The organism is Corynebacterium oculi, assembly GCF_001412105.1.
Classification (GTDB): Bacteria; Actinomycetota; Actinomycetes; order Mycobacteriales; family Mycobacteriaceae; genus Corynebacterium; species Corynebacterium oculi.
This window is the reverse complement of record NZ_LKST01000003.1, coordinates 92,324-115,457: the sequence shown is the minus strand read 5'-3', so window position 1 is coordinate 115,457 and position 23,134 is coordinate 92,324. Positions and strand designations below refer to the sequence as shown.

The 23,134-nt window shown below is 66.9% G+C and carries 21 protein-coding genes; 11 read left to right on the top strand and 10 right to left on the bottom strand.

What is annotated here, in order from left to right; genetic code table 11:
- Nucleotide 1: 1 nt before the first annotated feature.
- The 3 genes from Cocul_RS07970 to Cocul_RS07960 are packed head-to-tail and all read left to right on the top strand — an operon-like array spanning nt 2 to nt 3,938.
- A complete protein-coding gene (locus Cocul_RS07970) occupies nt 2-1,546 on the top strand; it encodes a 5-oxoprolinase subunit B/C family protein (protein WP_055122765.1) in 1,545 nt (514 codons plus the stop codon).
- A 2-nt stretch (nt 1,547-1,548) separates the two neighbouring features.
- A complete protein-coding gene (locus Cocul_RS07965; protein ID WP_055122764.1) occupies nt 1,549-3,303 on the top strand; it encodes an acetyl/propionyl/methylcrotonyl-CoA carboxylase subunit alpha in 1,755 nt (584 codons plus the stop codon).
- A gap of 8 nt (nt 3,304-3,311) precedes the next feature.
- A complete protein-coding gene (locus tag Cocul_RS07960; RefSeq protein ID WP_055122763.1) occupies nt 3,312-3,938 on the top strand; it encodes a GntR family transcriptional regulator in 627 nt (208 codons plus the stop codon).
- Between the two features lie 11 nt (nt 3,939-3,949).
- Here the strand turns inward: Cocul_RS07960 and Cocul_RS07955 are convergent, their stop codons facing one another.
- Nucleotides 3,950-5,182, bottom strand: coding sequence for an NRAMP family divalent metal transporter (locus Cocul_RS07955; RefSeq protein ID WP_055122762.1), 1,233 nt, complete (start codon nt 5,180-5,182; stop codon nt 3,950-3,952).
- Nucleotides 5,183-5,318: 136 nt separating this feature from the next.
- Here Cocul_RS07955 and Cocul_RS07950 point away from each other — a divergent pair, with 136 nt between their 5' ends.
- Both Cocul_RS07950 and Cocul_RS07945 read left to right on the top strand, forming a co-directional pair.
- The gene (locus tag Cocul_RS07950) at nt 5,319-6,809 is read left to right on the top strand and encodes an MFS transporter (protein ID WP_055122761.1); all 1,491 of its coding nucleotides are present in this window, start codon (nt 5,319-5,321) and stop codon (nt 6,807-6,809) included.
- Between the two features lie 27 nt (nt 6,810-6,836).
- Complete coding sequence (locus tag Cocul_RS07945; protein ID WP_082422242.1) at nt 6,837-7,457, top strand: TetR/AcrR family transcriptional regulator; 621 nt, start codon at nt 6,837-6,839, stop codon at nt 7,455-7,457.
- Here the strand turns inward: Cocul_RS07945 and Cocul_RS07940 are convergent.
- Complete coding sequence (locus tag Cocul_RS07940) at nt 7,382-8,071, bottom strand: hypothetical protein (protein WP_211257117.1); 690 nt, start codon at nt 8,069-8,071, stop codon at nt 7,382-7,384. The two genes, Cocul_RS07945 and Cocul_RS07940, sit on opposite strands and share 76 nt — an antisense overlap.
- Before the next feature lie 219 nt (nt 8,072-8,290).
- Between Cocul_RS07940 and Cocul_RS07935 the strand changes: the two genes are divergently transcribed.
- The 4 genes from Cocul_RS07935 to Cocul_RS07920 are packed head-to-tail and all read left to right on the top strand — an operon-like array spanning nt 8,291 to nt 13,338.
- On the top strand, nt 8,291-10,684 hold the full coding sequence (locus Cocul_RS07935) for an MMPL family transporter (RefSeq protein WP_055122760.1): 2,394 nt from the start codon (nt 8,291-8,293) through the stop codon (nt 10,682-10,684).
- A gap of 9 nt (nt 10,685-10,693) precedes the next feature.
- Entirely contained in the window at nt 10,694-11,278 is a 585-nt protein-coding gene (locus Cocul_RS07930; protein ID WP_055122759.1) for a TetR/AcrR family transcriptional regulator, read from the top strand.
- Between the two features lie 32 nt (nt 11,279-11,310).
- On the top strand, nt 11,311-12,354 hold the full coding sequence (locus tag Cocul_RS07925) for a DUF6882 domain-containing protein (protein WP_055122758.1): 1,044 nt from the start codon (nt 11,311-11,313) through the stop codon (nt 12,352-12,354).
- Complete coding sequence (locus tag Cocul_RS07920; RefSeq protein WP_082422241.1) at nt 12,355-13,338, top strand: DNA glycosylase AlkZ-like family protein; 984 nt, start codon at nt 12,355-12,357, stop codon at nt 13,336-13,338.
- On the opposite strand, the gene Cocul_RS07915 is transcribed toward Cocul_RS07920, so the two are convergent.
- Nucleotides 13,335-14,360 (bottom strand): 3-hydroxyisobutyryl-CoA hydrolase, encoded by a 1,026-nt coding sequence (locus tag Cocul_RS07915; protein ID WP_055122757.1) that lies wholly within the window; start codon nt 14,358-14,360, stop codon nt 13,335-13,337. The genes Cocul_RS07920 and Cocul_RS07915 overlap by 4 nt on opposite strands.
- Nucleotides 14,361-14,408: 48 nt before the next feature.
- Here Cocul_RS07915 and Cocul_RS07910 point away from each other — a divergent pair, with 48 nt between their 5' ends.
- Nucleotides 14,409-15,194 carry a Cof-type HAD-IIB family hydrolase gene (locus tag Cocul_RS07910; RefSeq protein WP_055122756.1) on the top strand — a complete coding sequence of 262 codons (786 nt, stop codon included), beginning with the start codon at nt 14,409-14,411 and terminating at the stop codon, nt 15,192-15,194.
- Here Cocul_RS07910 and Cocul_RS07905 read toward each other — a convergent pair.
- Nucleotides 15,191-15,634, bottom strand: coding sequence for a PTS sugar transporter subunit IIA (locus Cocul_RS07905; protein WP_055122755.1), 444 nt, complete (start codon nt 15,632-15,634; stop codon nt 15,191-15,193). The two genes, Cocul_RS07910 and Cocul_RS07905, sit on opposite strands and share 4 nt — an antisense overlap.
- Entirely contained in the window at nt 15,631-15,867 is a 237-nt protein-coding gene (locus tag Cocul_RS07900; protein WP_055122754.1) for a PTS sugar transporter subunit IIB, read from the bottom strand. Before Cocul_RS07900 ends, Cocul_RS07905 begins: the two co-directional genes overlap by 4 nt.
- Before the next feature lie 92 nt (nt 15,868-15,959).
- Here Cocul_RS07900 and Cocul_RS07895 point away from each other — a divergent pair, with 92 nt between their 5' ends.
- Nucleotides 15,960-17,243: a PTS transporter subunit EIIC gene (locus tag Cocul_RS07895; RefSeq protein ID WP_245622164.1), complete on the top strand. Its 1,284-nt coding sequence runs from the start codon at nt 15,960-15,962 to the stop codon at nt 17,241-17,243.
- Here Cocul_RS07895 and ppk2 read toward each other — a convergent pair.
- The 5 genes from ppk2 to Cocul_RS07865 all read right to left on the bottom strand — a co-directional run bounded on the left by ppk2 (nt 17,230) and on the right by Cocul_RS07865 (nt 23,121).
- Nucleotides 17,230-18,084: a polyphosphate kinase 2 gene (ppk2, locus tag Cocul_RS07890; protein WP_055122753.1), complete on the bottom strand. Its 855-nt coding sequence runs from the start codon at nt 18,082-18,084 to the stop codon at nt 17,230-17,232. The two genes, Cocul_RS07895 and ppk2, sit on opposite strands and share 14 nt — an antisense overlap.
- A gap of 21 nt (nt 18,085-18,105) precedes the next feature.
- Nucleotides 18,106-18,429 (bottom strand): putative quinol monooxygenase, encoded by a 324-nt coding sequence (locus tag Cocul_RS07885; protein WP_055122752.1) that lies wholly within the window; start codon nt 18,427-18,429, stop codon nt 18,106-18,108.
- 558 nt (nt 18,430-18,987) lie between these two features.
- Nucleotides 18,988-19,425, bottom strand: a complete 438-nt coding sequence (locus tag Cocul_RS07875) for a Panacea domain-containing protein (protein ID WP_245622162.1) — start codon at nt 19,423-19,425, stop codon at nt 18,988-18,990.
- Between the two features lie 184 nt (nt 19,426-19,609).
- A complete protein-coding gene (locus Cocul_RS07870) occupies nt 19,610-21,298 on the bottom strand; it encodes an alpha/beta hydrolase (RefSeq protein WP_055122750.1) in 1,689 nt (562 codons plus the stop codon).
- Complete coding sequence (locus Cocul_RS07865) at nt 21,298-23,121, bottom strand: ABC-F family ATP-binding cassette domain-containing protein (protein ID WP_055122749.1); 1,824 nt, start codon at nt 23,119-23,121, stop codon at nt 21,298-21,300. Before Cocul_RS07865 ends, Cocul_RS07870 begins: the two co-directional genes overlap by 1 nt.
- Nucleotides 23,122-23,134 lie beyond the last annotated feature (13 nt).

Here is a 23,134-nt window from a genome sequence, read left to right as displayed (position 1 = left end):
CATGAGTACTGCAATTCACCGCGTGGGCACCCGCGCCCTCCTCGTGGAAGTTGGGGAGCTTGACCTCGCCCTGCGCTGGCACTCCCACCTCACCGCGCACCCGGTGCCGGGGCAGGTGGAACTCATCGCCGCCGCCACCACCGTGCTGGTGGTTACCGAGTCCCCGCGCCACGCCCGCCAGGCCGCGAACCTGCTCGCTGCCTTAGAACCCCAAGAAACCACCGCCCAAACCCCGCGTGAGGTGGAGGTAGAGGTGGTCTACGATGGCCCCGACCTCGCCCACACGGCCGAGTTGCTGGGTACCTCCACCGAGGAACTCATCGCCTGGCATACGGAAACGCCGTGGCGGGCTGCCTTTGGCGGCTTCGCCCCCGGCTTTACCTACTGCGTGCCCCTCGATCCCACCCAGGCCCGGCGGGTGCCCCGGTTGGAAAGCCCGCGCACCCAGGTTCCCCACGGCGCGGTGGGGCTGGCGGATTCCTTCTCCGCCGTCTATCCCCGCACCTCCCCGGGCGGGTGGCGGCTGCTGGGGCACTCCCCCACCCCCATGTGGGACTCCGCCGCCACCCCACCGGCGGCGATCCGCCCCGGAGATACGGTGCGTTATCGCGCGGTGCGGGAATCCATCGAGGTGGCCGAGCCCGCCGCTGCGGCGTCGATAAGCGGGATCCACCTGCCCGCGCTCACGCTGGATGATCCGGGCCTGTTGAGCCTCGTCCAGGATCAGGGGCGCGGCGGGCACGGTGACCTCGGCGTAACCGAGTCTGGGGCGGCGGATCGGGCCAGCGCCTATGCCGCCAATAGCGCGGTGGGCAATCCCGCTGGCAGCGCGGTGATAGAGAACATCGGCGGGCTGCGGCTGAGCGCGCTGGTCGATGCCACGGTGGCCGTGACCGGTGCACAGGCCGAGGTCACCATCAACGGCCGTGCCGTCCCTCTGGGCGCCCCGCGTGTGCTTCCGGCCGGGGCTACGCTGACCATCGGCGCGGCCAGCGCGGGCCAGCGCTCCTACCTCGCGGTGCGCGGCGGATTGGCTGCCCCGCAGGTGCTGGGATCGCGCTCTGCGGACGTGCTCTCCGGGCTGGGGCCCGCCCCCCTGGAGGCCGGGCAGATCCTGCGGGTACACCCCCACCGCCGGGGCGGCGCCGCGCGCCCCACTGTCAATCCGCTGCGCGTGCGGCCCGGGGAGGCGGCCGTGCTGCGGTGCGTGGCCGGGCCGCGTGATTCCTGGTTCGAGGGCGGGTTCTCCGCGCTCACAGAGCAGGAATGGACCGTCACGCCCTACTCCAACCGCGTGGGCCTGCGCCTGGACGGCACCCCGCTGCGCCGCGCCCACGAGGGCGAGCTGGCCAGCGAGGGCGTGGTGGCCGGGTGCATTCAGGTGCCTCCCCAGGGCACGCCGGTGGTGTTCCTGCGCGATCACCCCGTCACCGGCGGCTATCCCATTATCGCCACCGTTATTCCCGAGGATTTAGACCTCGCCGCCCAATTACCCGCGGGCGCCACCGTGCGCTTTACGCACTATCAGCCGGATCAAGGAGCCTAACCATGAGCGAGATCACCCCCCTGTCCACCGTTCTCATCGCCAATCGCGGCGAGATCGCCGTGCGCATCGCCCGCGTGGCTGCCGACCTCGGCATGAGGTCCATCGCCGTGTACTCCGATGCCGACGCCGAGGCCCCGCACGCGCTGGCGGCCGACGAGGCCTACCGCCTCCCCGGAACCTCCCCGGCGGAGACGTACCTCAACGCCCCGGCCATCATCGACATCGCCGTGCGCGCGGGCGCGAACTGCATTCACCCCGGCTACGGCTTCCTCTCGGAGAACTCCTCCTTTGCCCGCGACGTCATCGCGGCGGGCATGACCTGGATCGGCCCGCGCCCGGAAACGATCGACTCCCTGGGCGATAAGGTCTCGGCCCGCCGCATCGCGGAGTCCGTGGGCGCGCCGCTGGCTCCCGGCACCTCCGACCCGGTGGATTCCTGGGAGCAGGCCCGCGACTTCGCCGAGGAGCACGGCCTGCCCATCGCCATCAAAGCGGCCTTCGGCGGCGGCGGGCGCGGCCTGAAGGTGGTCTCCGAGGCCAGCGAGATCGAGGACGCCTTCCTCTCCGCTGGGCGCGAGGCCACGGAGGCCTTTGGGCGCGGGGAGTGCTTTGTGGAGAAGTTCCTCACCAAGCCCCGCCACGTGGAGGCCCAGGTGTTGGCGGATAGCCACGGGAACGTGGCCGTGCTGGGCACCCGGGATTGCTCCACGCAGCGGCGCTTCCAGAAGCTCGTGGAGGAGGCTCCCGCGCCCTTCCTCACCGATAAGCAGCGCACCGCGATCATCGAGGGCGCGCGCGAGGTGTGCCGCGCGGCCGGGTATCTGGGGGCGGGCACGGTGGAGTTCATCGTCTCCGAGGACGGCACCGTCTCCTTCCTGGAGGTCAACACCCGCGTCCAGGTGGAGCACCCCGTCACCGAGGCCGTGACCGGCCTGGACATCATCGCGGAGCAGTTCCGCATTGCCGCAGGCCACCCCCTTTCCTTCGAGGGCGATCCCACCTCCAACGGGCACGCCTTTGAGTTCCGCATCAATGCGGAGGACGTCGCCCACGGCTTCGTGCCCTGCCCCGGCACCATCACCGCCTTCGAGCCGCCGCTGGGCCCCGGTATCCGCGTGGACACGGGCGTGCGCGCGGGCTTTAGCATTCCGGGCGTGTACGATTCCCTGCTGGCCAAGCTGATCGTGTGGGGCCCCACCCGCGAGGTCGCCCTGGTGCGCGCCCGCCGCGCCCTGCGCGAGTTCCGCATCGAGGGCGTGCGCACGGTGCTGCCCTTCCAGCGCGACATCGTGGAGCACCCGGCGTTGATCGGGGACAGCCTGGACATCTACACGAACTGGGTGGACAAGGAATACACCCCCACCTTTGGGGATTCCGCCGAGGCCATCGAGGAGGCCTACACCGAGCGCACCACCGTGACCATCGAGATCGACGGCCGCCTGCACTCCGTGGGGCTGCCTGCGCACCTGTTCACCAGCGCGGCAGCCGCGCCCGCGACGGCGAGCAAGGGGGCGGCGGCCACGGGGGCGTCGGAAAGCGGCAGGAGCGGCGATGAGGTGGTCTGCCCCTACACCGGCACGCTGGTGGCGTGGAAGGTGGAGGACGGCGAGGAGGTCACCGAGGGCCAGGCCGTGGCCACGGTGGAGGCGATGAAGATGGAATCCAACGTGACCGCCCCGCGCTCCGGTACCATTCATCTTCTGACCTCCCCTGGCGATGCCGTGGAACGCGGCACCGCCCTGGCTCGGATCGAATAGAGGAACCCATGAGAGCAGCGCAGGCGGCCGCCGGGCTGCGTCGCGCGATTTCCGCCGGGGAATACCGCCCCGGCGATCAACTCCGCGAGATAGAGATGACCCGGCGGCTGGGTATTTCCCGCAACACGCTGCGGGAGGCGTTTAGCATGCTCGCCGCCGAGGGGCTGGTGGTGCGCGAGCCGAATCGCGGGGTGTTCATCGCCTCCCCCACCGCCGCCGACGTCCACGCTCTCTATGCCGCGCGCATGATTATCGAGCCCGCCGCGCTGCGCTGGGGCGATCGGGTATCGGTGGAAACCCTCGACGCCACCGTGGCCGAGGCGGAGAACGCTTATCGACGCCGCGATCTGCCGCTGGTGGCGCAGGCTAACCAGCGCTTTCACCAGGAGATCGTGGTCGGTTCCGGGGCTTGCCTGCTAACGGAGACGATGCAGCAGATCCTGGCCCAGATGCGGCTGGTATTTCTTGCCGCCGAGCGCCTGGAGCCGGACTTTCACGCCCGGTTCATCGCGGATAACCGGGCGGTGGTCTCCTCCCTGCGCGAGGGGGATTCCGCGCAGGCTGCGGAATTGCTGCGAGCCTCCTTGGAACGCACCTGCGAGGTGGTGCTGGGATTGATGGAGGCCCCGGCCTAACCCCCGCTTTATCACCACAGCGCCGCGAGGCCGGATAGCGAGTTCCACCCCAGGTAGATGGTGAGCACCCACACCACCGTGCCCAGGATCTTGAGCCACATCGGGTAGGAGTACCCACGCAGCAGGTCGCTGCGCCGCCAGGTCACCCACAGCACCACGGCGAAGCCCACCGGGAGGATCAGCCCGTTGAAGGCGCCGGCGAAGATGAGCAGGGTCTGTGGGGCGGAGTTCAGGAGGAAGTACGCCACGGCGCACACCACGATGAACGCCACGGTGGCCAACGAGCGCACCTTGGCGGGGGTGTTCTGGGTGGTCACGAAGCTGATTGAGGTATAGGAGGCCCCGATCACCGAGGTCAGGCCCGCAGCCCAGAGCACCACGCCAAAGAGGCGCAGGCCGATCTCCCCGGCGGCGTGGTAGAAGGCATCGGCCGCCGTGTTATCACTGGCCAGGGTCACACCCGTGGCCACCACGCCCAGCACGGCCAGGAAGAGCAGCACGCGCATCACGCCGGTGACGATGATCCCCAGCACGGAACCCCGGGTGATCTGGGAAAGATTCTCCGGGCCGGTGAAGCCGCTATCAATCATGCGGTGGGCCCCGGCGAAGGTGATGTATCCGCCCACGGTGCCGCCCACCAGCGTGGTAATCACCAGGAAATCCACCTCCTCGGGAGCCACGGTGTTCTTCAGGGCCTCGCCCACGGGCGGGGCGGAGGCGATGGCCACATAGAGCATGAGCAGGATCATCAGCGCGCCCAGGCCCGCCACGATCCGATCCAGCGCCATGCCCGCGCGCTTGGAGAGGAATACCAGCACGGCCACCAGCGCGGAGACCGCTCCGCCGATCTTGGGATCTACCCCCAGCATGGCATTGGTCCCCAGCCCGGCCCCAGCAATGTTGCCGATGTTGAACACCAGGCCGCCGGCAAAGACGCAGGCCGCCATGATCCAGCCGAGGCCGGGCAGCACGGTATTGCCCAGCTCGTTGGCGCGCAGGCCGGTGATTCCCAGGACGCGCCACACGTTCATCTGAATGGCCACGTCCACCAGGATGGACACGAGGATGGCAAAGGCAAAGGCCGCGCCCATCTGCACAGTGAACACGCTGGTCTGCGTGAGAAATCCGGGGCCGATGGCGCTGGTGGCCATGAGGAACATGGCTCCGAGAATGGCGGTGCGCCCGGCGCTGTTGCGCGCACGGGACGCGGCGCGGGCATGGCTCTTCTCCGGTGTTTGGCTCATAGCACTCCCTCTCTTTGTGTGGCGTGTGGCACGAGATTGTTGTTGAACAATCTACACAACACGGCCCGAATGTTGCACTCGCTACCCCCGCCTGGTAAAAATAAACCGTCCAGACGGTACAGTTTTAGGAGCATTCATGAGCCCCATACAGCGATGGAGCAGCCTGGCGGTGCTGGTCAGCGCCGTGCTTCTGCTCGTCATCGATTCCACCGTGCTATACCTCGCGGTTCCCTCGCTTACCCGAGACCTCGCCCCCACCGCCACCCAGGTGCTATGGATCGGCGATATTTACTCCCTCGTACTCGCGGGCCTGCTGGTCACCATGGGCAACCTCGCGGATCGCATCGGCCGCAAACGCCTGCTCCTCATCGGCAGCGTGGCCTTTGGCGCGGCCTCCCTCATGGCGGCCTTCGCCCCCACCCCCGAGGTCCTCATCGCCGCCCGCCTCCTGCTGGGCATGGCCGGGGCCACCATCATGCCCTCCACGCTCTCGCTGATCCGCACCATCTTCACCGACCCCACCGAGCGCACCCGCGCCATCGCCATATGGTCCGCGGCCTCCGCCAGCGGCATCGCGCTCGGCCCGCTCATCGGGGGTGCGCTGCTTGAGCACTTCTGGTGGGGATCGGTATTCCTCATCAATATCCCGGTCATCCTCGCCGTGGTGATCCTGGGGGCCTGGCTGCTGCCGGAATCCCGCAACCCCTCCCCCGGCCCCTTCGACCTCATCTCCAGCGCCCTGTCCATGCTGGCGATCATTCCGCTGGTGTACACCGTCAAGCAGCTCGGCGGAGGCTCCTTCGGCCCGGTACCGGCCGCGATCCTCGCCGTGGGGCTGCTGAGCGGTTACCTTTTTATCCGCCGCCAACGCCGCGTGGACTCTCCCATGATCGAGGTAGACCTCTTTAAAAACCCAGCCTTTAGCGGGGCTGTGCTGGTGAACCTCATCTCCGTGTTCGCCCTCAGCGGCGCGCTGTTCTTCTACTCCCAGTATCTCCAACTGGTGCGCGAACTCAGCCCCTTCCAGGCCGGGCTGGCGGAATTGCCGGTGGCCATCGCCGCCATGCTGGCCGCGGTCTTCGTGGGATCCCTCCTGACCCGCCTGGGGCGGGGCCGCGCCATCGCGGTAGCCCTGCTCATTGGCGCCGTGGGCTTGGCCCTGGTGGCCATCACCGAGGGCGCGGAGAACCTGACCTGGCTGCTGCTGGCCGTGGTTCCCCTGGGCTTGGGCGTGGGGATCGCGGAAACGCTCAGCGTGGACGCGGTGGTCTCCGCCGTGCCCCCGAACAAGGCCGGGGCGGCCTCCTCCATCGCGGAGACCGCCTACGAACTCGGCGTGGCTCTCGGTATCGCCATTCTCGGCTCCCTCATCGCCGTGCTGTACCGCGTCCACCTCACCCTGCCCGCCGAGACCGACCCCGCCCTGGCCCGCCAGGCGGAGGACTCGCTGGCCACCGCCGCGCACCTCTTCGATGCCGGAAGCGAGGCCCTGCACGCGGCCCGGGAGGCCTTTGTTTCCGCCATGCAGTCCACCACCCTCGTCGCGGCGGCCATTATGTTGGGCGCTGCCGCCGTAGCCTACTTCTTGATCCCCAACGATAAGAACGCCGTAGCGGCGGAGCACTAATTCCATTCCGGCGAAAGGACACATCACATGGCTCGCACCACCCGTACACCGGAGGAAACCAGGGCGCTCATCCTTCAGGCCGCAGCCCGTCTGATCCGCCAACAGGGCCCCACCGTCTCCCTGGCAGCCATAGCCAAGGAGGCCCAGGTGTCCAAGGGTGGGCTGCTCTACCACTTCCCCACCAAAGATGACCTGCTTCATGGGCTGGTCACGGAGTTTGTGCAGCGCTTCCGCACCCAGGTGGAACGGGAGGACGAGCGATCCGGGGACGCCTCCCCGGGGCACCTCACCCGCGCCTATATCCGCGCCATCTTCGCGGGCGTCCACGATCCCGGCGCGCTCCACGACGAGCTCGCCCTGGCCGCGCATCTGCTCTCCGAGCCGGAACTACGCGAGGTCACCCAGCGCGACGCCGCGCGGTGGCGCGAGCAGTTGCACGCCGACGGCCTCCCCGAACACACCGTGCGGCTCATCATCGCCGCCACCGACGGCAGCAGTTCCGGCCCGCTATGGGGAGCGATCCTCACGACTGAGGATCTGAAGCACCTGGAACGCGACCTCCTCGCACTGACCTACCCCGAGGAACCCACCGTGACGTCGTATAGCGTCACAGCCCCCAGCCCCACCAGGAACACCCCCACCGCGTAGCCCGCCAGACGGATCGAGGTCAGCGGGTTCATGCGCGCCCATTCAAAGAGCCGCCCCACCGGGGAGTAGGGGTAACGGCGCACCCAGGCCACCGCGAAGGCGCTGAGAATGGGCAGGCTCAACGCGATGGTGGCGTAGACCACCATGCCCAGGTAGCGCTGGGCCACGCCGAGGTCTCCGGCGGAGACCACCCCGATGCCCAGATAGAAGGGCACGGAGGTGGCCGATTGCACCACCCCGAGCACAAAGCCCACCACCGGCGTCATGGCCGCGGGCCCGCGCAGCGGCCCCAACACGCGGCGCACCAGCCCCACCGTACCCTCCCCCGAGCTGCGCGCGGTGGCGATCAGGGAGAACAGGCCGAAGCCCACGAGGACGAGCGCATACACCGGGGATTCCAGGGCGTGCCGGATCACGTCGCCCAGGCCGTCGAAAAGCAAAAGTATGAGCAGGGAGTAGAGGAATACCCCCAGCCAGTCCCCCAGCACCAGCAGCGTGGCCACCGCGTCGAAGCGTCCGCCGCGCGGCAGGAGCACGCCGAGCGCCACCAGGACGCCGATGAGCAGGACGTTGACGGAGTCGGCAAAGGCCATGGAGGCGGCTTGCAGGATCACGGATCTCCTTGCGGGCAAGTTCAGGCGGATTCGGACATATTCAGGCGGGGCGGGCGCTGCCGCTGCCACTACTCTAAGCCACCCGCCCCTCATGTCCCGCCGCAGGTCAGCGCAGGCGTCCCACGAACGCAAAAATGCACATAGCGGGAAAAGTTGCGGCATATCAGAATCTTTGCATAAACTATGCAAAGTTCTTGTTCCCGTTGCAGAAAGACCCTCATGTCACGCTTCCTCTACCGGCTGGGCAACCTCGCCTACCGGAAAAAATGGCCCTTCCTCGCCTTCTGGCTGGTGATCCTCGTCGCCCTGGGCGGCCTCGCCGGAGCCTTTGCCAAGTCCCCCGCCAGCTCCTTTTCCATTCCCGGCCTTCAGGCCGTGGAAACCCAGGAGCGCATGCAGGAACTCTTCCCCGATTCTGGCGACGCCCTGACCACCCCCAGCGGCACCGTGGTGCTGCACACCAAAGACGGCGCCACCCTGGACGATCCCCAGGTGGCAGCCCAGATCGATGAACTGTTCCAGGAACTCAAGGACACCGGGGCGCTCACCGATACGGACTCCCTGGTCAACCCCGCCCTGGCGGCCCAGGGCCTCACCGCCCAGATGACCCCTCAGCTTGAGGCGCAGGGGCTGCCCGCCGAGCAGATCGCCAAGAACATCGCCGCGATCAGCCCCTTAAGCGAGGACGGCACCACCGGCACCGCCAGCATCACGTTCGACGCCGCCACCACCCAGGACGTGGAATCCGATGACCTGGAGGCCGTGGAAAACGCCCTGAACAACGCCAACAGCGATGACCTTGAGGTCACCTACAGCGGCACCGCCTTCAGCGGCGCCGGCGAGCTGGACATGACCTCCGAGCTCATTGGCCTAGCCGTGGCCGCCGTGGTGCTGCTCATCACCTTCGGCTCCATCGTGGCCGCCGGCATGCCCATCGTCTCCGCCATCATCGGCGTGGGCATCGGCATCCTGGGCGTGCAACTGGCCACCCTCATCAGCGATGACATCAATGACATGACCCCCACCCTGGCCTCCATGATCGGCCTGGCCGTGGGCATCGACTACGCCCTGTTCATCGCCTCGCGCTTCCGCAACGATATGATCGCGCTCATCAAGCGCAAGAACACCGACCTCAACGACCTCAGCCCCAAGGAATTCTCCCAGCACATTCGCCAGCTCTCCGCCGCCGAGCGCGCGCACGCCATGGGCATGGCTACCGGCACCGCGGGTTCCTCGGTGGTCTTTGCGGGCCTGACCGTGCTCATCGCCCTCGCCGCGCTCTCCATCATCAACATTCCCTTCCTTACCTGGATGGCCCTGGCCGCCTCGCTGACCGTGGCCATCGCGGTGATGATCTCCCTGTCCTTCCTCCCCGCGCTGCTCAGCCTGCTGGGCACCCGCGTGTTCTCCGGGCGCATCCCCGGCCCCTCGGTGCCGGACCCCGATAACGCCAAACCCACGATGGGCCGCCGCTGGGCGCAGCACATCGGCAAGCGTCCCTGGCTCTCCCTGGTCAGCGGCGTGGTGCTGCTCGGCCTGCTGGCGATCCCCATGATGAACATGCGCCTGGCCATGCCCACCGACGGCTCCTCCGCCCCCGGCACCCCGCAGCGCGAGGCGTACGAGACGATGTCCGAGGCCTTCGGCCCCGGCCGCAACGCCCCCATGGTCGCCCTGGTGGAGGCCGGTGATCTCCCCGAACAAGATCGCATGCCCGCCTTTGCGCAGGCCATGGAGCAATTTAACGCCACCGAGGGCGTGGTCAACGCCCAGGTCGCCGGCCTGAGCGAGGACGGCACCGCCGCCCAGATCCTCATCACCCCGGCCGGGGGCGCCACGGACGAGTCCACCTCCAATACCCTCACGCAGTTGCGCAAGGCGGAGGCCGATTACCGCGCGGAGACCGGCGCGAGCTACGGCATCACGGGCTCCACGCCCATCTTCGACGACATGTCTGACCGCCTCTCCAGCGTGCTGCTGCCCTACATCGCCATCGTGCTCACCCTGGCCTTCCTGGTGCTTATGATCGTGTTCCGCTCGGTGTGGGTGCCGCTGATCGCCGCCCTGGGCTTCGGCCTCTCCGTGGCCGCCACCTTTGGCGTGACGGTGGCGCTCTTCCAGGAGGGCTGGCTGGGCATCGTCAATGACCCGCAGCCGCTGCTGAGCTTCCTGCCCATCATGCTCATCGGCCTGGTCTTTGGCCTGGCGATGGACTACCAGGTGTTCCTGGTCACCCGCATGCGCGAGGATTATCACCACGGCATGAGCGCGGCCGAGGCCACGGAGAGCGGCTTCCGCCACGGGGCGCGCGTGGTCACCGCCGCCGCCCTCATCATGATGAGCGTGTTCGCGGCCTTCACCTTGCAGGACACCGCCTTCATCAAGACGATGGGCTTCGCGCTGGCCACCGCGGTGTTCTTCGACGCCTTCGTGGTTCGCATGATGATTATCCCGGCCACCATGTATCTCCTGGGCGACCGCGCCTGGAAGATCCCCGGCTGGTTGGATCGCATCCTGCCTAATGTGGATGTGGAGGGCGCGGCCCTGGCCTCCATCCGGGACCAGGCCGAACCCACCGCGCAATCCACCCAGCCCGAGAAGAATCAACAGTAAGGCATCATCATGACGAGCCTGAGGGAAACAAAGAAAGCCGCCACCCGCGCAGCACTCGCGGAATCCGCCGCCCACATCGCCCTGTCCCAGGGCGCGGAGGGGCTCACGGTGGCCGCCATCGCCGAGGAGGCGGGTGTTTCCCCACGCACCTTCCACAATTACTTCTCCTCCCGGGAGGAGGCTCTGTTTCACGCCATCGCGCGCCGCGTGGAGGCGTTCATGGAGGACCTCGATGACCTACCCCCCGGCCTCACCTTCCTCAACGCGATGGAAGAGGTAGCCATTCGCGGGCTGCACCGCGATCCCTCGCACTTTGCCTCCCTATCCTCACTCACTCGCCTGGGCGAGGTGGGGGAGATCCTGGGCAAGGGGGAAATGAAGAACTCCCTGGAGCAGGAGTTTGATTGCCTCATCGAGAAGTTTCTTGCCCACTTCCCCGGCTTGAGCGAGTTTGAGGCCAAGGTCACCCTCGGCGCCACCTCGCACGCCGTGGCCATCGCCCTGCTGAAGTTCTACCAGCAGCCCACGCAGGATCTTCACGAGGGCGAGCGCCTGATCCATCAGGCCTTCGAGGTTCTGCGCGGCCTGGGCTAGCCCCTCCCCGGCCCCCACGTATCATCGCGGGCATGAGCAACCTCATCGCCCGCGCCCAGGGGAACGCCGCGCTGCGCCGGATGGGCGGCCCCCTGGAATTCACTGGCCCGTCCGCCGCAGACGATACCCCCGACGCCCCGGTGTCCGTCAGCATCGGCAGGCGCGCCGTGCGCGGCACGCGGGTGGCGGAGGTCTCCGGGGATGCCTGGCGCTGGCACACGGCCACCCGCAGCGGCACCGAGCCCGCACGCCAGGAACTGCTCGATCAGGCGGGGCTGCTTTTCGACGCCGCCCCGGCCGTGATCGCCCCGCGCACCACCACCCCCGGATCGAGCATGGTGGTAGCCCTCCACCTCGATGCCACCGGGGCTCCCCTGCGCCCGGCGCTCATCGAGGGGCTGGCCGCCCACCCCGCCCGGGGGCGCGAGGAGATTCGGGGCTTTGCCCTGCTGCGCGGCCTCCCCCTGGTGGAGGAGGAGCACGCCCTGATCCTGGACGGGCAGCCCATCTTCTTCGACGGCGCGGCCGCCCTCCAGGTGCCCGACGCCGGCTCCCCCACCCTGGCCCAGGTGTATTCCGACGCCGCGTACCTCTCCATCGAGCACCAGTTCTTCTTTCACGCTCAACACCCCGCCCAGCAGGTACGCCTTGATCTTTCCGCCGGCACCGCCGAGGGCATGAGGGCGCAGGTGCTCGGCACCTTCCGCGAGGATTCCTTTACCTGGGGGTGGGCCGATCCCCGCCTCCCGGATCAGGCCCAGGCCCCCAGCCGCGCGCTCCTGGCCTTCGGCCAGCAGCACGGCATTCTCCCCCTGGTCAGCCCCCGGATTCCGCTGGCTCAGGCCACCCGCTGGGATCTCGCGGTGATCGCCAAGCCAATCCTGGGGGCGTGGACGCACGCCGTGGCGGGCCTGGTCCCCGGGGTGACCGCCCTGCTGTTGCTGGAGGCCCCGCATCTTCACCTGCCGCCGCTGCGCCCGGAGGTGGCCCGGGAGGTCACCGCCACGCCGTTGCCCACCTTTGCCGACCCCCAGCGCGCCCTTCGCTCCTACACCACCGCCCGGGGTGCGCTCTAGATGGAGGAGATTCCCCGCAGCGAACTCCTCGCCCGCCGCCTCATCGCGCAGGGCCTAGCGGGTTCCGCCGCGCGCCCCGGCTACGCCAATGCCCTCGACGTCGCCCGCCGCGTGCTGGCGCTCCAGGGGCAGACCTACCAGGCGGGGATCCGCGCGCTCGCGCTGCGCAGCGGGCTTAGCGACGCCGACGTGCTCGACGAGGTGGCCGCCCTTAGGGTGGTGCGCTCCTGGCCGCAGCGCGGCACCCTGCACTTCCTCGCGGCCGAGGACGCGCGCTGGCTCAGCCGCCTGCTCTACCCCAGGGTGGCGGGGAGCCAGCGCGGGCACCGCGTGCGGCTGGGGCTCAGCGACGCCGACGTGAACCGGGCGCGCGACGCCCTTCACTCAGCCCTGATGGCGCGCGACCGCACGCCCCTGCCCCGCGCGGAGGCCTACGCGGTGTTTTGTGAGGCGGGCATCGATCCCGATCAAGGCCGTGGTTCCCACCTCCTGCGCATCTTCAGCGGCGAGGGCGACGTGGTGCAGGCCCCCGCCTGGGCACCGCGGAGACGTTCCTGCACGTGGATCACCTGCCGGGCGTCGCTCTGGCGTACTCCGGTGAGGAGGCTCTGGTGGAACTGGGCTCGCGCTACGCTACCGGGCACGGGCCGGTGGCGGTGGCGGATCTCATGGCCTGGTCCCGGCTCTCCAAGACCCAGGCCACGGCGGCCCTTGCCCAGGCCCGGGGGCACCACGCGGGTGCGCTGCGAGGGCGTGGACTACTGGATGGCCGCCTGGCAGGAGCGCGTCACCACGGCCGAGGTGGAGGCGGCGCTGAGCCTGCGCCTGGAGCTGCCCGCCTTCGATGAATACCTGCTGGGTTACGCCAATAAACAGATGGTGCTGCCGGAACACCTGCGCGATAACGTGCTCACCCGCAACGGCCTGAGTTGGCCGTGGGTGATGGAGGGCGGGGTGGCCGTGGCCAGCCTGCGCACCGCCTAAAAGTGAAGTAGACGGGCGTAGGCCTCCTCGTCCACGTCCGCAAAGGTTGCGGGGTGGAAGGCGGCGCGGTGATCCTTATCCACCAGAATCGCGCGCACGCCCTCGGCAAAGTTCTCCTCCCGGCGCAGCACGGCGGCCAGGCGGGCCTCGTTATCGATGCCCTGGTTCACGTCCACCTCGCTGTTGGCGGCAAACAGCGCGGTGGCGGCCACCACGGAGGCGGGGTTGGCCTCCCGCAGGGATTCCTCCACCACCTCCCACAACTCGGGGTATCGGCGCGCGGCGGCCTCCGCCTCCCGCCACGAGGAGTGGCCAAAGGCCTCCTCGATGCCGGGAAGCAGGGCCAGCAGGCGGTTCTCCCCCTCCGGCGGCCGCTCCCTGCCCGCCAAGGCCACCGCCACGCCCCGTTCCAGAATCTCCTGGCGCACCTCGTCCAGCTCCGCCGCGGGCACAAAGTGGGTGGCCAGCCCCGTCCAGAGCATTTCCGTGGGATTGAGCCGCCAGGAGGTGATCCCCAGGAAGGCCCCCAGGGCCTGGCTGCTGCCGGGGAGGTGCTGCAGCACCCAGCTCATGCCCACGTCGGTGATGTATCCGATCAGCATCTCCGGCATGGAAGCAAAGGCCTTCTCCGTGATCACGCGGTGCGAGCCGTGGGCGCTGATCCCCAGCCCGCCGCCCATGACCACGCCGTCGATCAGCGCCACATAGGGCTTGGGGTAAGCCGCCAGGGCCTTGTTCATGGCGTATTCCTCGGCAAAGAACTCGTCGATGTGCCGCACGTTGCCCGCCATGATCTGCTCGCGGGCGTAGCGCACGTCACCGCCCGCGCAGAATCCCTTGGGCGCGGCGGATTCTATGAGCACCTGGGTGATCGCCGGATCGTCCCGCCAGCGTTCCAGGGCCCGCGCGATGGCCCGCACCATCTCCGGGTTGAGGCTGTTGAGCGCCTTGGGGCGATTGAGGCGAATGATTCCGGTAGTCTGTTCCACAAGCGTGAGAACGGGAGGCGTCGTATCGGTCATGCCTCCCAGTGTTCCACATCACCCAACGCAGGACACGGAGAGTAATTAATGGAACACCGGCTCGTGGCGGTAGACATGGACGGCACCTTCCTTGACGGGCAGGGAAAAATCCCCGAGGCCTTCTGGGATCTTTATCCCCGGCTCGTGCGGGCAGGGATCACCCTGGTTCCCGCCTCCGGCCGCCAACTAGCCACCCTCCAGGATCTCTTTGGCCCCCTAGGGAAGGATCTCCACTTCATCGCGGAAAACGGCACCGTGGTCTACGCCGAGGGAAAGATCATCTCCACCACCCCCATGCGGGCGCACTCCGCCCGCGCGCTCATCGACGCCGCCTACGCCTCCCCCACCCGCATGGAGACGGTGGTGTGCACCCCCACGATGGCCTATGTGGATCGCCCGGACATCGTGGACGAGGTGGCCAAGTATTACCACCGCGTGAGCGCCGTGAAGGATCTGCACGAGGCCGTGGACGATTCCGTCATCAAAATGGCCTTTTACACCGAGGCGGACGCGGAAACCGTGGCGCTGCCCATGCTGCACGCCGCCGCCCCGGAGGAGCAGCCGGCGGTATCCGGCAAGCACTGGATCGACGTGATGAGCCCCGAGGCCAACAAGGGCCGCGCCCTTGAGCAGCTAAGCGAGGCCCTGGGGATTCCGCTGAACCGCACGATCGCCTTTGGCGATTACCTCAACGATCTGGAAATGCTCCGCACCGCGGGCACCGCCTACGCCATGAGCAACGCCCACCCCCGGATCAAGGAGGCCGCCGATCACATCGCCCCGCCCAACACGGAGGCCGGGGTGCTCACGGTGCTCGAAGGCCTCGTGGATTAGCCCACCCGGTAAAGCGGGGTTCCCCGCTCCACCTCGCCGGAGGCGAGCACATCGCCAAACTCCCCGGCCATGACCACCACGGGACAGGTGAGATCGTAGCCCGCGGCGGCGATGGCGGGGGCGTCGATAGTTACCACCGGCTCCCCGGCGCGCACCTGATCCCCCTTGGCCTTGTGCACCTCAAAGCCCTTGCCCTCTAGTTCCACGGTGTCAATGCCCACGTGCACCAGGATTCCGGCACCGGCCTCGTCCATCACGATGAAGGCGTGCGGAAGAACCTGCTTCAGGGTTCCGCCCAGGGGAGCAGCGACCTCGATGGTGCCCTCGGCGGGCGGCACCACGGCCACGCCCTTGCCCACCATGCCGGAGGCAAAGACCTCGTCCTTGACCTCGCTCAACGCGATGACGGTGCCCGCCAGGGGCGCGATAACCTCGCTCATAGCTGCTCCTCAATATCCTCTGCGATCATTTCCGCCTGCGGCCCCACCACCACTTGCACCACGGAACCGGCGGCAACCACCCCGATGGCTCCGGCGGCGCGCAGGGCGGCCTCGTCCACCGCGGAGGCATCTCCCACCACCGTGCGCAGGCGGGTAATGCAGCCCTCGATCTCTTCGATATTGTCCGTGCCACCCAGGCCCGCGATGATGCCCTCGGTGTTGATCTGCGCCATAGAAAACTCCTCTGCGTGCGCCTCATATATAGCAGGTACCAGCATATACACTGAGCCTGTTCCTCATCGTTGAAGCTCCCCAAGGAGTAGCCATGTCTACCAAGAAAAAGGGAAAGAGCATGCAGGTGCTCCAGCGGCTAGGCCGCTCCCTCATGCTGCCGATCGCCACCCTGCCGGTGGCCGCGCTCATGGCGCGCGCGGGCCAACCCGACCTGCTCGGCCGCTGGCCGGAGATCACCGTGCTCAACTGGCTCGCCCACCTGCTCGGCGGGGCGGGTAACGCGATCATGAGCAACCTGCCCATCCTCTTCGCGGTGGGCATCGCCATCGGCTTCGTTAAAAAGGCCGATGGCTCCACCGCCCTGGCCGCCGTGGTGGGATACCTCATGCTCACCGGCACCTTTGAGGCCATGTCCCCGCTGGTGCTCGAAGGTGTAACGGACGCCAACGGGGAACAGGCCGTGGTGAACTACAACGTCTTTGGCGGCGTGGTCATCGGGCTCATCGCGGCCCTGGAATGGCAGCGCTTCCACCGCACCAAGCTGCCGGACTGGCTGGGATTTTTCAGCGGCAAGCGCCTGGTGCCCATGATCGTGGGGCTTAGCGCCGTACTCGTGGCGATCCCCATGCTGCTCATCTACCCCTACTTCGACGCCGCGCTGACCTGGGCCGGAGAGGCGGCACAGAATAACGACGTCCTCGGGGGCTTCCTCTACGGCCTGGCCAACCGCTCGCTCATTCCGCTGGGCCTGCACCACCTGCTCAACTTCGTGCCCTGGTTCATCCTGGGTTCCTATCCCAACCCCTCCGGCAACATCGTGCACGGCGATATCGCCCGCTTCCTCGCCGGCGACCCCACGGCGGGCAGCTTCATGACCGGCTTCTTCCCCATCATGATGTTCGCCCTGCCCGCCGCCTGCCTGGCCTTTTATCACACGGCTCGGCCAGCCCAGAAGAAGATCGTGGGCGGGGCGATGTTCTCCCTGGCGCTCACGGCCTTCCTCACCGGCATCACAGAGCCCATCGAGTTCTCCTTCATGTTCGCCGCCATGCCTCTATACATCCTGCACGCGGCGCTCACCGGCACCTCCCTGGCGCTGATGAACTTCCTGGGCGCCAAGATGGGCTTCGGGTTTTCCGCAGGCGCCACCGACCTGCTCCTCAACTGGGGCATCGGCACCCACCCCTGGCTGATCCTGGTGGTGGGCCTGGGCTACGGGGTGCTCTACTACGCGCTCTTCCGCTTCCTCATCACCAAGTTCGACCTGATGACGCCGGGGCGCAACCCGGAGGAGGACCCGGATCCTGCTCCTACTCCCGACGCCCCCAGCCAGGACGGCGAGCGAGGAACCGGCCCGGAGGCTACTTCTTCTTAGTCTTCTTGCTCTTGCCCGCCTCCAGCTTGGCGGCCACGTCCGGCACATAACGGAAATCCTCGCGCGGGGGCCGCTGATAATCGCGGTCGGACGTGGGGCGCTGCGGAATCTCCGGCAACTCGCGCTCGATCTTCTCATAGGGCACGGTGGAAAGCAGGTGCGAGATCACGTTGATCCGCGAGCGCTTCTTATCCTCCGACTCCACCGTGTACCAAGGCGCGGCCGGAATATCGGTGTGCACAAACATCTCATCCTTGGCGCGGGAATACTCCTCCCACCGGGTGATGGACTGCAAATCCATCGGGGAAAGCTTCCAGCGGCGCAGCGGATCATCACGCCGGGACTCAAAACGCGCGATCTGCTCCTCATCGGACACGGAGAACCAGTACTTGCGCAGCATAATCCCGTCCTCCACCAGCAGCCGCTCAAAGATCGGGGCCTGGTGCAAAAATCGACGGTACTCGTCCGAGGTACAAAAGCCCATCACCCGCTCCACCCCGGCGCGGTTATACCAGGAGCGATCAAAGATCACGATCTCCCCGGCCGTGGGCAACTTTTCCACGTAGCGCTGAAAATACCACTGGCCCTTCTCCCGAGAGGTGGGCGCGGGCAGGGCCTCAATCCGGCAGGTGCGTGGATTGAGGTATTGGGTGATCCTCTTGATGGCGGAGCCCTTGCCCGCGGCGTCGCGCCCCTCCATCACGATCACCAGCCGCGCGCCGGTCTCCACCACCCATTGCTGCATGTCCACCAACTCCGCCTGAAGGCGCTTGAGTTCCTTCTCATAGGCCTTCTTATTCAACTTGGGCGGGCTGGTGCTGTGCGGTTCCTCATGGCTCATAAGGAACCAGTTTAGCGGGGGCTAGTCCACGGCAAACTCGGCCATGCGATCCCACTCGGTCTTGCCCGGAATCGTGGTGTTGATGATCTTGGGCGTCTCCAGCAGCAACTCCGGGAAGAGCTCGCAGGCGTCCTTGAAGTGCTGGGAGTTCACGTGAGCCTCGGCTGCGTCGTCCTGGAAGGCCTCCAGGAGCACGTACACGCCGGGGTCATCGGTGCTGCGATACCAGTCGAAGAAGATGTTGCCCTCCTCGGCGCGGGTGGCCTCGGTGAACTCCGCGACCTTGTCCCGGAAGTTCTCCAGGTATTCGGGCTTGGGGCGGTACACAACGTTAATCAAAATCATGGGGCCCAGGGTACGCGACGCGCCTCGGCTACGCATGCTCATTAAATCCGGATCGCCACACCCGGCATCGTCAAGACATAACTTCTAAAAGGATCACACCTTCAACCAAATTAACACACATGAAACACAAGATAAAGCGTCAGTGCTCATATAGTTCACCATATTCCTTCTCGATCCAGAGCACGTAATAGACATTCTTCATCTTCACCCCAGCCATCGGCAAATTACCTAAATGTCGGTAAACCCTGAACTTATCCTGATCGCTAAACTTCTCGGGCACGGCTGGGCGAATGCTCTTCTTTGGAATCGACTCGCTACCGAGACCGTGTCTGGGGTGTTGCGACAACTCCATCCACGTCATCTTCGATCGCTCATGCCACTTGCAGGTAAAATCCTTGCATTGTTTGGGGGTAAGCTCCTGGAATCCCCAATCCTTCTGAAGAAAACGAAACGATAAGACAGGATACTCCCCGCGAGGATCATGCTTATCTGGCTCAAGTTGCCCCGGATCCCGACCGCCATCCCTACACGGAGGAGTCCCCCTCCTTTTCTTTCCGCTCATTGCTGGCAGAAAAACTCTTTTAAATCTGCGTCGGTGATCTCACTGTTACGATCACCGCCAGTGAAACCCCTTATCCACGGCAGCTCCCGATGCGTCTTATTCCGTAACGCCCAGGCCGAGTAGACGGCATACTTCTGCCACGTCTCAACGAGGGAATCCTCCACCACCGCAAACCTATCCCAATTAAAGTTATCGGAGACAAATTTATCTGGATCAATGGGGTTCTTCCCAAAACTTTTCAGCTCATGGTACACGTCTGGAACCACGGGGCCGTGAGCCCACGCCTGCATCGGCTCAGGGAACAAAGAGACGTCACCGCTATTGTTCATAAAAACGCCCTTCGCATAATAAAGCAACTTCTGCAACTTAAGCGGAGTGAGATCAGCGTCCTCCGATTCCTCCGCCCACGCGACAAACCACTGCGCAATATCCATTGCGCTAAGCCCTGTACCAGCCATCGCGTTCCCCTCCGTTTTCTCCACGCATTTACCACACAACATCGCTAACGCGCAGGCAGAAAATGCACAACCAAACCCCCTGGTATCCGGTGTTGTTCACCGCCGCCCCTAGACTCACATGATAGACCTTTGTCCGCTAAAAATCATACCCGTGTGCCAATCACTCGAATCTCTCGTCCCCGCTGCGCCGCAGGGCTTCTTCCAACGCCGGTGCTAGTTCCTGCGCGCGGCGCTGCTCCACCCCCGCCACGGCGGCAAAGCCATCTAATAACTCGTCGCCGTAGTTGTGCCCGTGGCTCTGTGGCACGTTCTGGCTCACGGGAAGATCCGCCGCCACCTGGAGAAAGGTGATAAACGGAATCCATCTCATTCCCGGGAGGCGATCAAACCCCGCGGGTTCGCGCAGCCAGTCCGGTTCCCTCAGCATGAGGGAGGGCGACCACCACACGATCGGATCGGAGGGGTGCTGGATATAGAGCACGCGGGTAGGCCCCCACTGCTCGTTCTCGCCGCTAAAGGAGCACACCTGCTCGGCGTTCTGGGCAAAGCGCACCACCAGGCCGCCGGAGTATTCGGGGCTGACCTGGGTGGTGCCGGGATCGCGGCGCTCGATGAAGCTCGACCACAGGGGGTTGAAGTCCGGCGGGCCGGTGAGCAGGATTCCATCTACCGAGGAGGAAATGTCGCGCATACCGGAGAAGGCGGATTCCACCGCCGTGGAACCCAGGGATTCCCCGTAGAGGTAGAGCTTGGGGCGATCGTCGGCGGGCAGGGAGTTCCACCAGTCCACCACGGGGGTAATAAGGGCCTTGCCGGCCTCCTGCACGGCGTCGCCGCCGGTGAAGAAGTGAAACGCCGAGGGGAGGTAGGAGTACTGCGCGGAGGCCACGGCGGTGTTCCCGCCGTAGAGCAGCTCGAAGGCCTGGGCCGCGCGCAGGTTGACCCAGCCGGTGCCGGTGGGCAGTACCAGCAGCAGGGCCTCGCGCTCGCGGGCTCCGGTGCGCTCCAATTCGTCGATAAGCATCTGGGCGCGCTCGCGCACCTCCGGCTCGTTGCGCAGGCCCGCGTAAATGCGCACGGGCTCGCGGGCGGGCTCGCCGGTGACCTCGGAAAGTTCCTTGGCCCGCAGGCCACCATCGACGAATCTCATGCCGTAACTTCCCAGGCCGTCGAAGGCCACGGTGGATTCCGGGGAGCCGGAGCGCTCCGGCTCCTGGGGTTGTTCCACGCCCTCCTCGGGGTCCTTGTTGCTCACGGAGAACACCCGCTCCCCCGCACCCACGATCACGCCGGGGATGACCTGGTTAATCATCAGCAGGCACACGAAGATCGCCGCGCCCCACCCCAGGGTGCTGCGCACCGGGGCGCGCAGCCGCGAGGGGGCGGCGCGCGTGAGCAACCGGGCCAGGCCCCGCACCGCCGCCCCCACCGCCAGGGTGAGGCCGAAGACCGCGAAGCCCACCGGGAGCACCAGCAAGAATTCCCAGAGCGAGTACGCCTGGGCTCCGGTGAGGTGAGCCACCCCGCGCTGCCAGCCCAGGGAGAACACCACCGCTCCGATCACGCCCACCCAGGCCACCACGGGAACCACCACGCGCAGCACCCGGCGCACGCGGGTAGGAATAGCGTCGAGCCGCGCGCGCAGGCGGGGGGCGTAGCGCGGGGAGAACCAGCGGTGCCAAATCCGGTAGGCGCCCTCACCCAGGGCGTAGCCGATCCCCGCGCCCAAGCCACACACCAGGCCCTGATAGAAGAAGTCGCGGGGCAGCAGCGAGGGCGTGAGCCCCAGGATAAACATGATCGCCGCCCCCACCATGCCCCAGGGGTGCAGCCGGATTCTCCGTATCATCAGCCCTCTAGTTCCTCCGCCGCTTCCAGCCAGGCGGCCTCGGCCTCCTCATGCTGCTCGCGCAGCGCGCGCACCTGGGAGTCCAGCTCCGAAAGCCGTGCCGTGTCCGGGCTCGCGGCGGCGGCTACCTCGGCCATCTCTTCCTCGCCCCGGGCGATCTTCTGCGCCAGGGTGGACATCTCGCGCTCTAGTTTGTTCATCTTCTTGGTCAACTGACGGTGTTCCTGGCTGCTGAGCCGCCCTGGTGCAAAGGACGCGGCGGGAGGCGCGGCCGCCGGGTGCTTCTCCCCCAGGTCGAGCGGGCCCGCCCCCTCGGCGGCGGCCTCCTGAGCGCGCCGCTGTAGGTATTGTTCGATCCCTCCGGGGAGGTTGGTCAGTTTCCCGTCCCCAAACAGTGCCCAGGTGCTGTCCGCGATGCGCTCGATGAGGTAGCGATCGTGCGAGATCACCACCAGGGTTCCCGGCCAACCGTCCAGCAGCGATTCCAGCTCCTGCAAGGTATCAATGTCGAGGTCGTTGGTGGGCTCGTCGAGGAGCAGCACGTTTGGCTCCGCCATGAGCACGCGGGTGAGTTGCAGGCGACGCCGCTCCCCGCCCGAGAGGTCACCCACGGGGGTGCGCTGACGCTTGGCGGAAAAGCCTAAGCGCTCGGCCAGTTGGGAGGCGGAGAGTTCCTTATCCCCCAGGTGAACGTAGGTGGCCACGTCCTCCACGGCGTCGATGAGCCGACGCTGGGGATCGAGGTCATCGAGTTCCTGGCGCAGCCACCCCAGGCGCACGGTGGTTCCCTGCTTGCGCTGGCCTCCGGCCAGCGGGTGCTCCCCGGCCAGGGTGCGCAGCAGGGTGGTCTTGCCCGAGCCGTTCACCCCCACCAGGCCGATGCGCTCGCCGGGAGCCAGACGCCAGGTCAGGCCATCCACGAGCACGCGGCCGTCGGGGGTTTCCACGCGCGCGTCCTCCAGGTCAATCACCCGGTTACCCAGGCGGCGCTTGGAAAAGGCCATGAGTTCCACGCTGTCGCGGGGGGCGGGCACGTCCGCGATCAGGGCCTCGGCGGCCTCGATGCGGTAGCGCGGCTTAGAGGTGCGCGCCGGCGCTCCGCGCCGCAGCCAGGCGAGTTCCTTGCGGGCGAGGTTGCGGCGGCGGGCCTCGGCGGCGTCGGCCTGGCGGGCGCGCTCGGCGCGGGCAAAGATCCAATCATTGTAGCCGCCCTCGTACACGTCCACCTGGCCGTCGTGTACCTCCCAGGTGCGGGTGGCCACGGTGTCGAGGAACCAGCGGTCGTGGGTGACCACCACCAGCGCCACCTTGCGGGAGAGCAAGTGGGAGGCCAGCCACTGCACGCCCTCCACGTCGAGGTGGTTGGTGGGCTCGTCGAGCACCACCAGGTCGAGGTCGCGCACCAGCGCGGCGGCGAGGTTCACGCGGCGGCGTTCCCCGCCGGAGAGCGAGCCCACCGGGGTATCCAGGCCCAGGTTTGCCACGCCCAGCCCGCCGAGCACCGCACGCACCTTGGCGTTGGAGGCCCACTCGAAGGTTTCCAGGCCCAAAGGCGCGAGCACCACCTGCGCCACGGTGGCGTCGGGGTCCAGCTCGGCGCGCTGGGTGACCACCGCCATGCGCAGATCGCTCACGTGGGAAACGCGCCCGGAGTCCGGTTCTTCCAGCCCCGTGAGCACCTCCAGCAGGCTGGTTTTGCCGCCGCCGTTGAGCCCCACCACGCCGATGCGTTCCCCGCTTTGCACGCCGAGGGACACGCCGTCAAGCAGGGTTTTTAGGCCGTACGAGAGGGAGACATTCTCCATATTGATGAGGTTCGCCATAAGGGTTCTTATC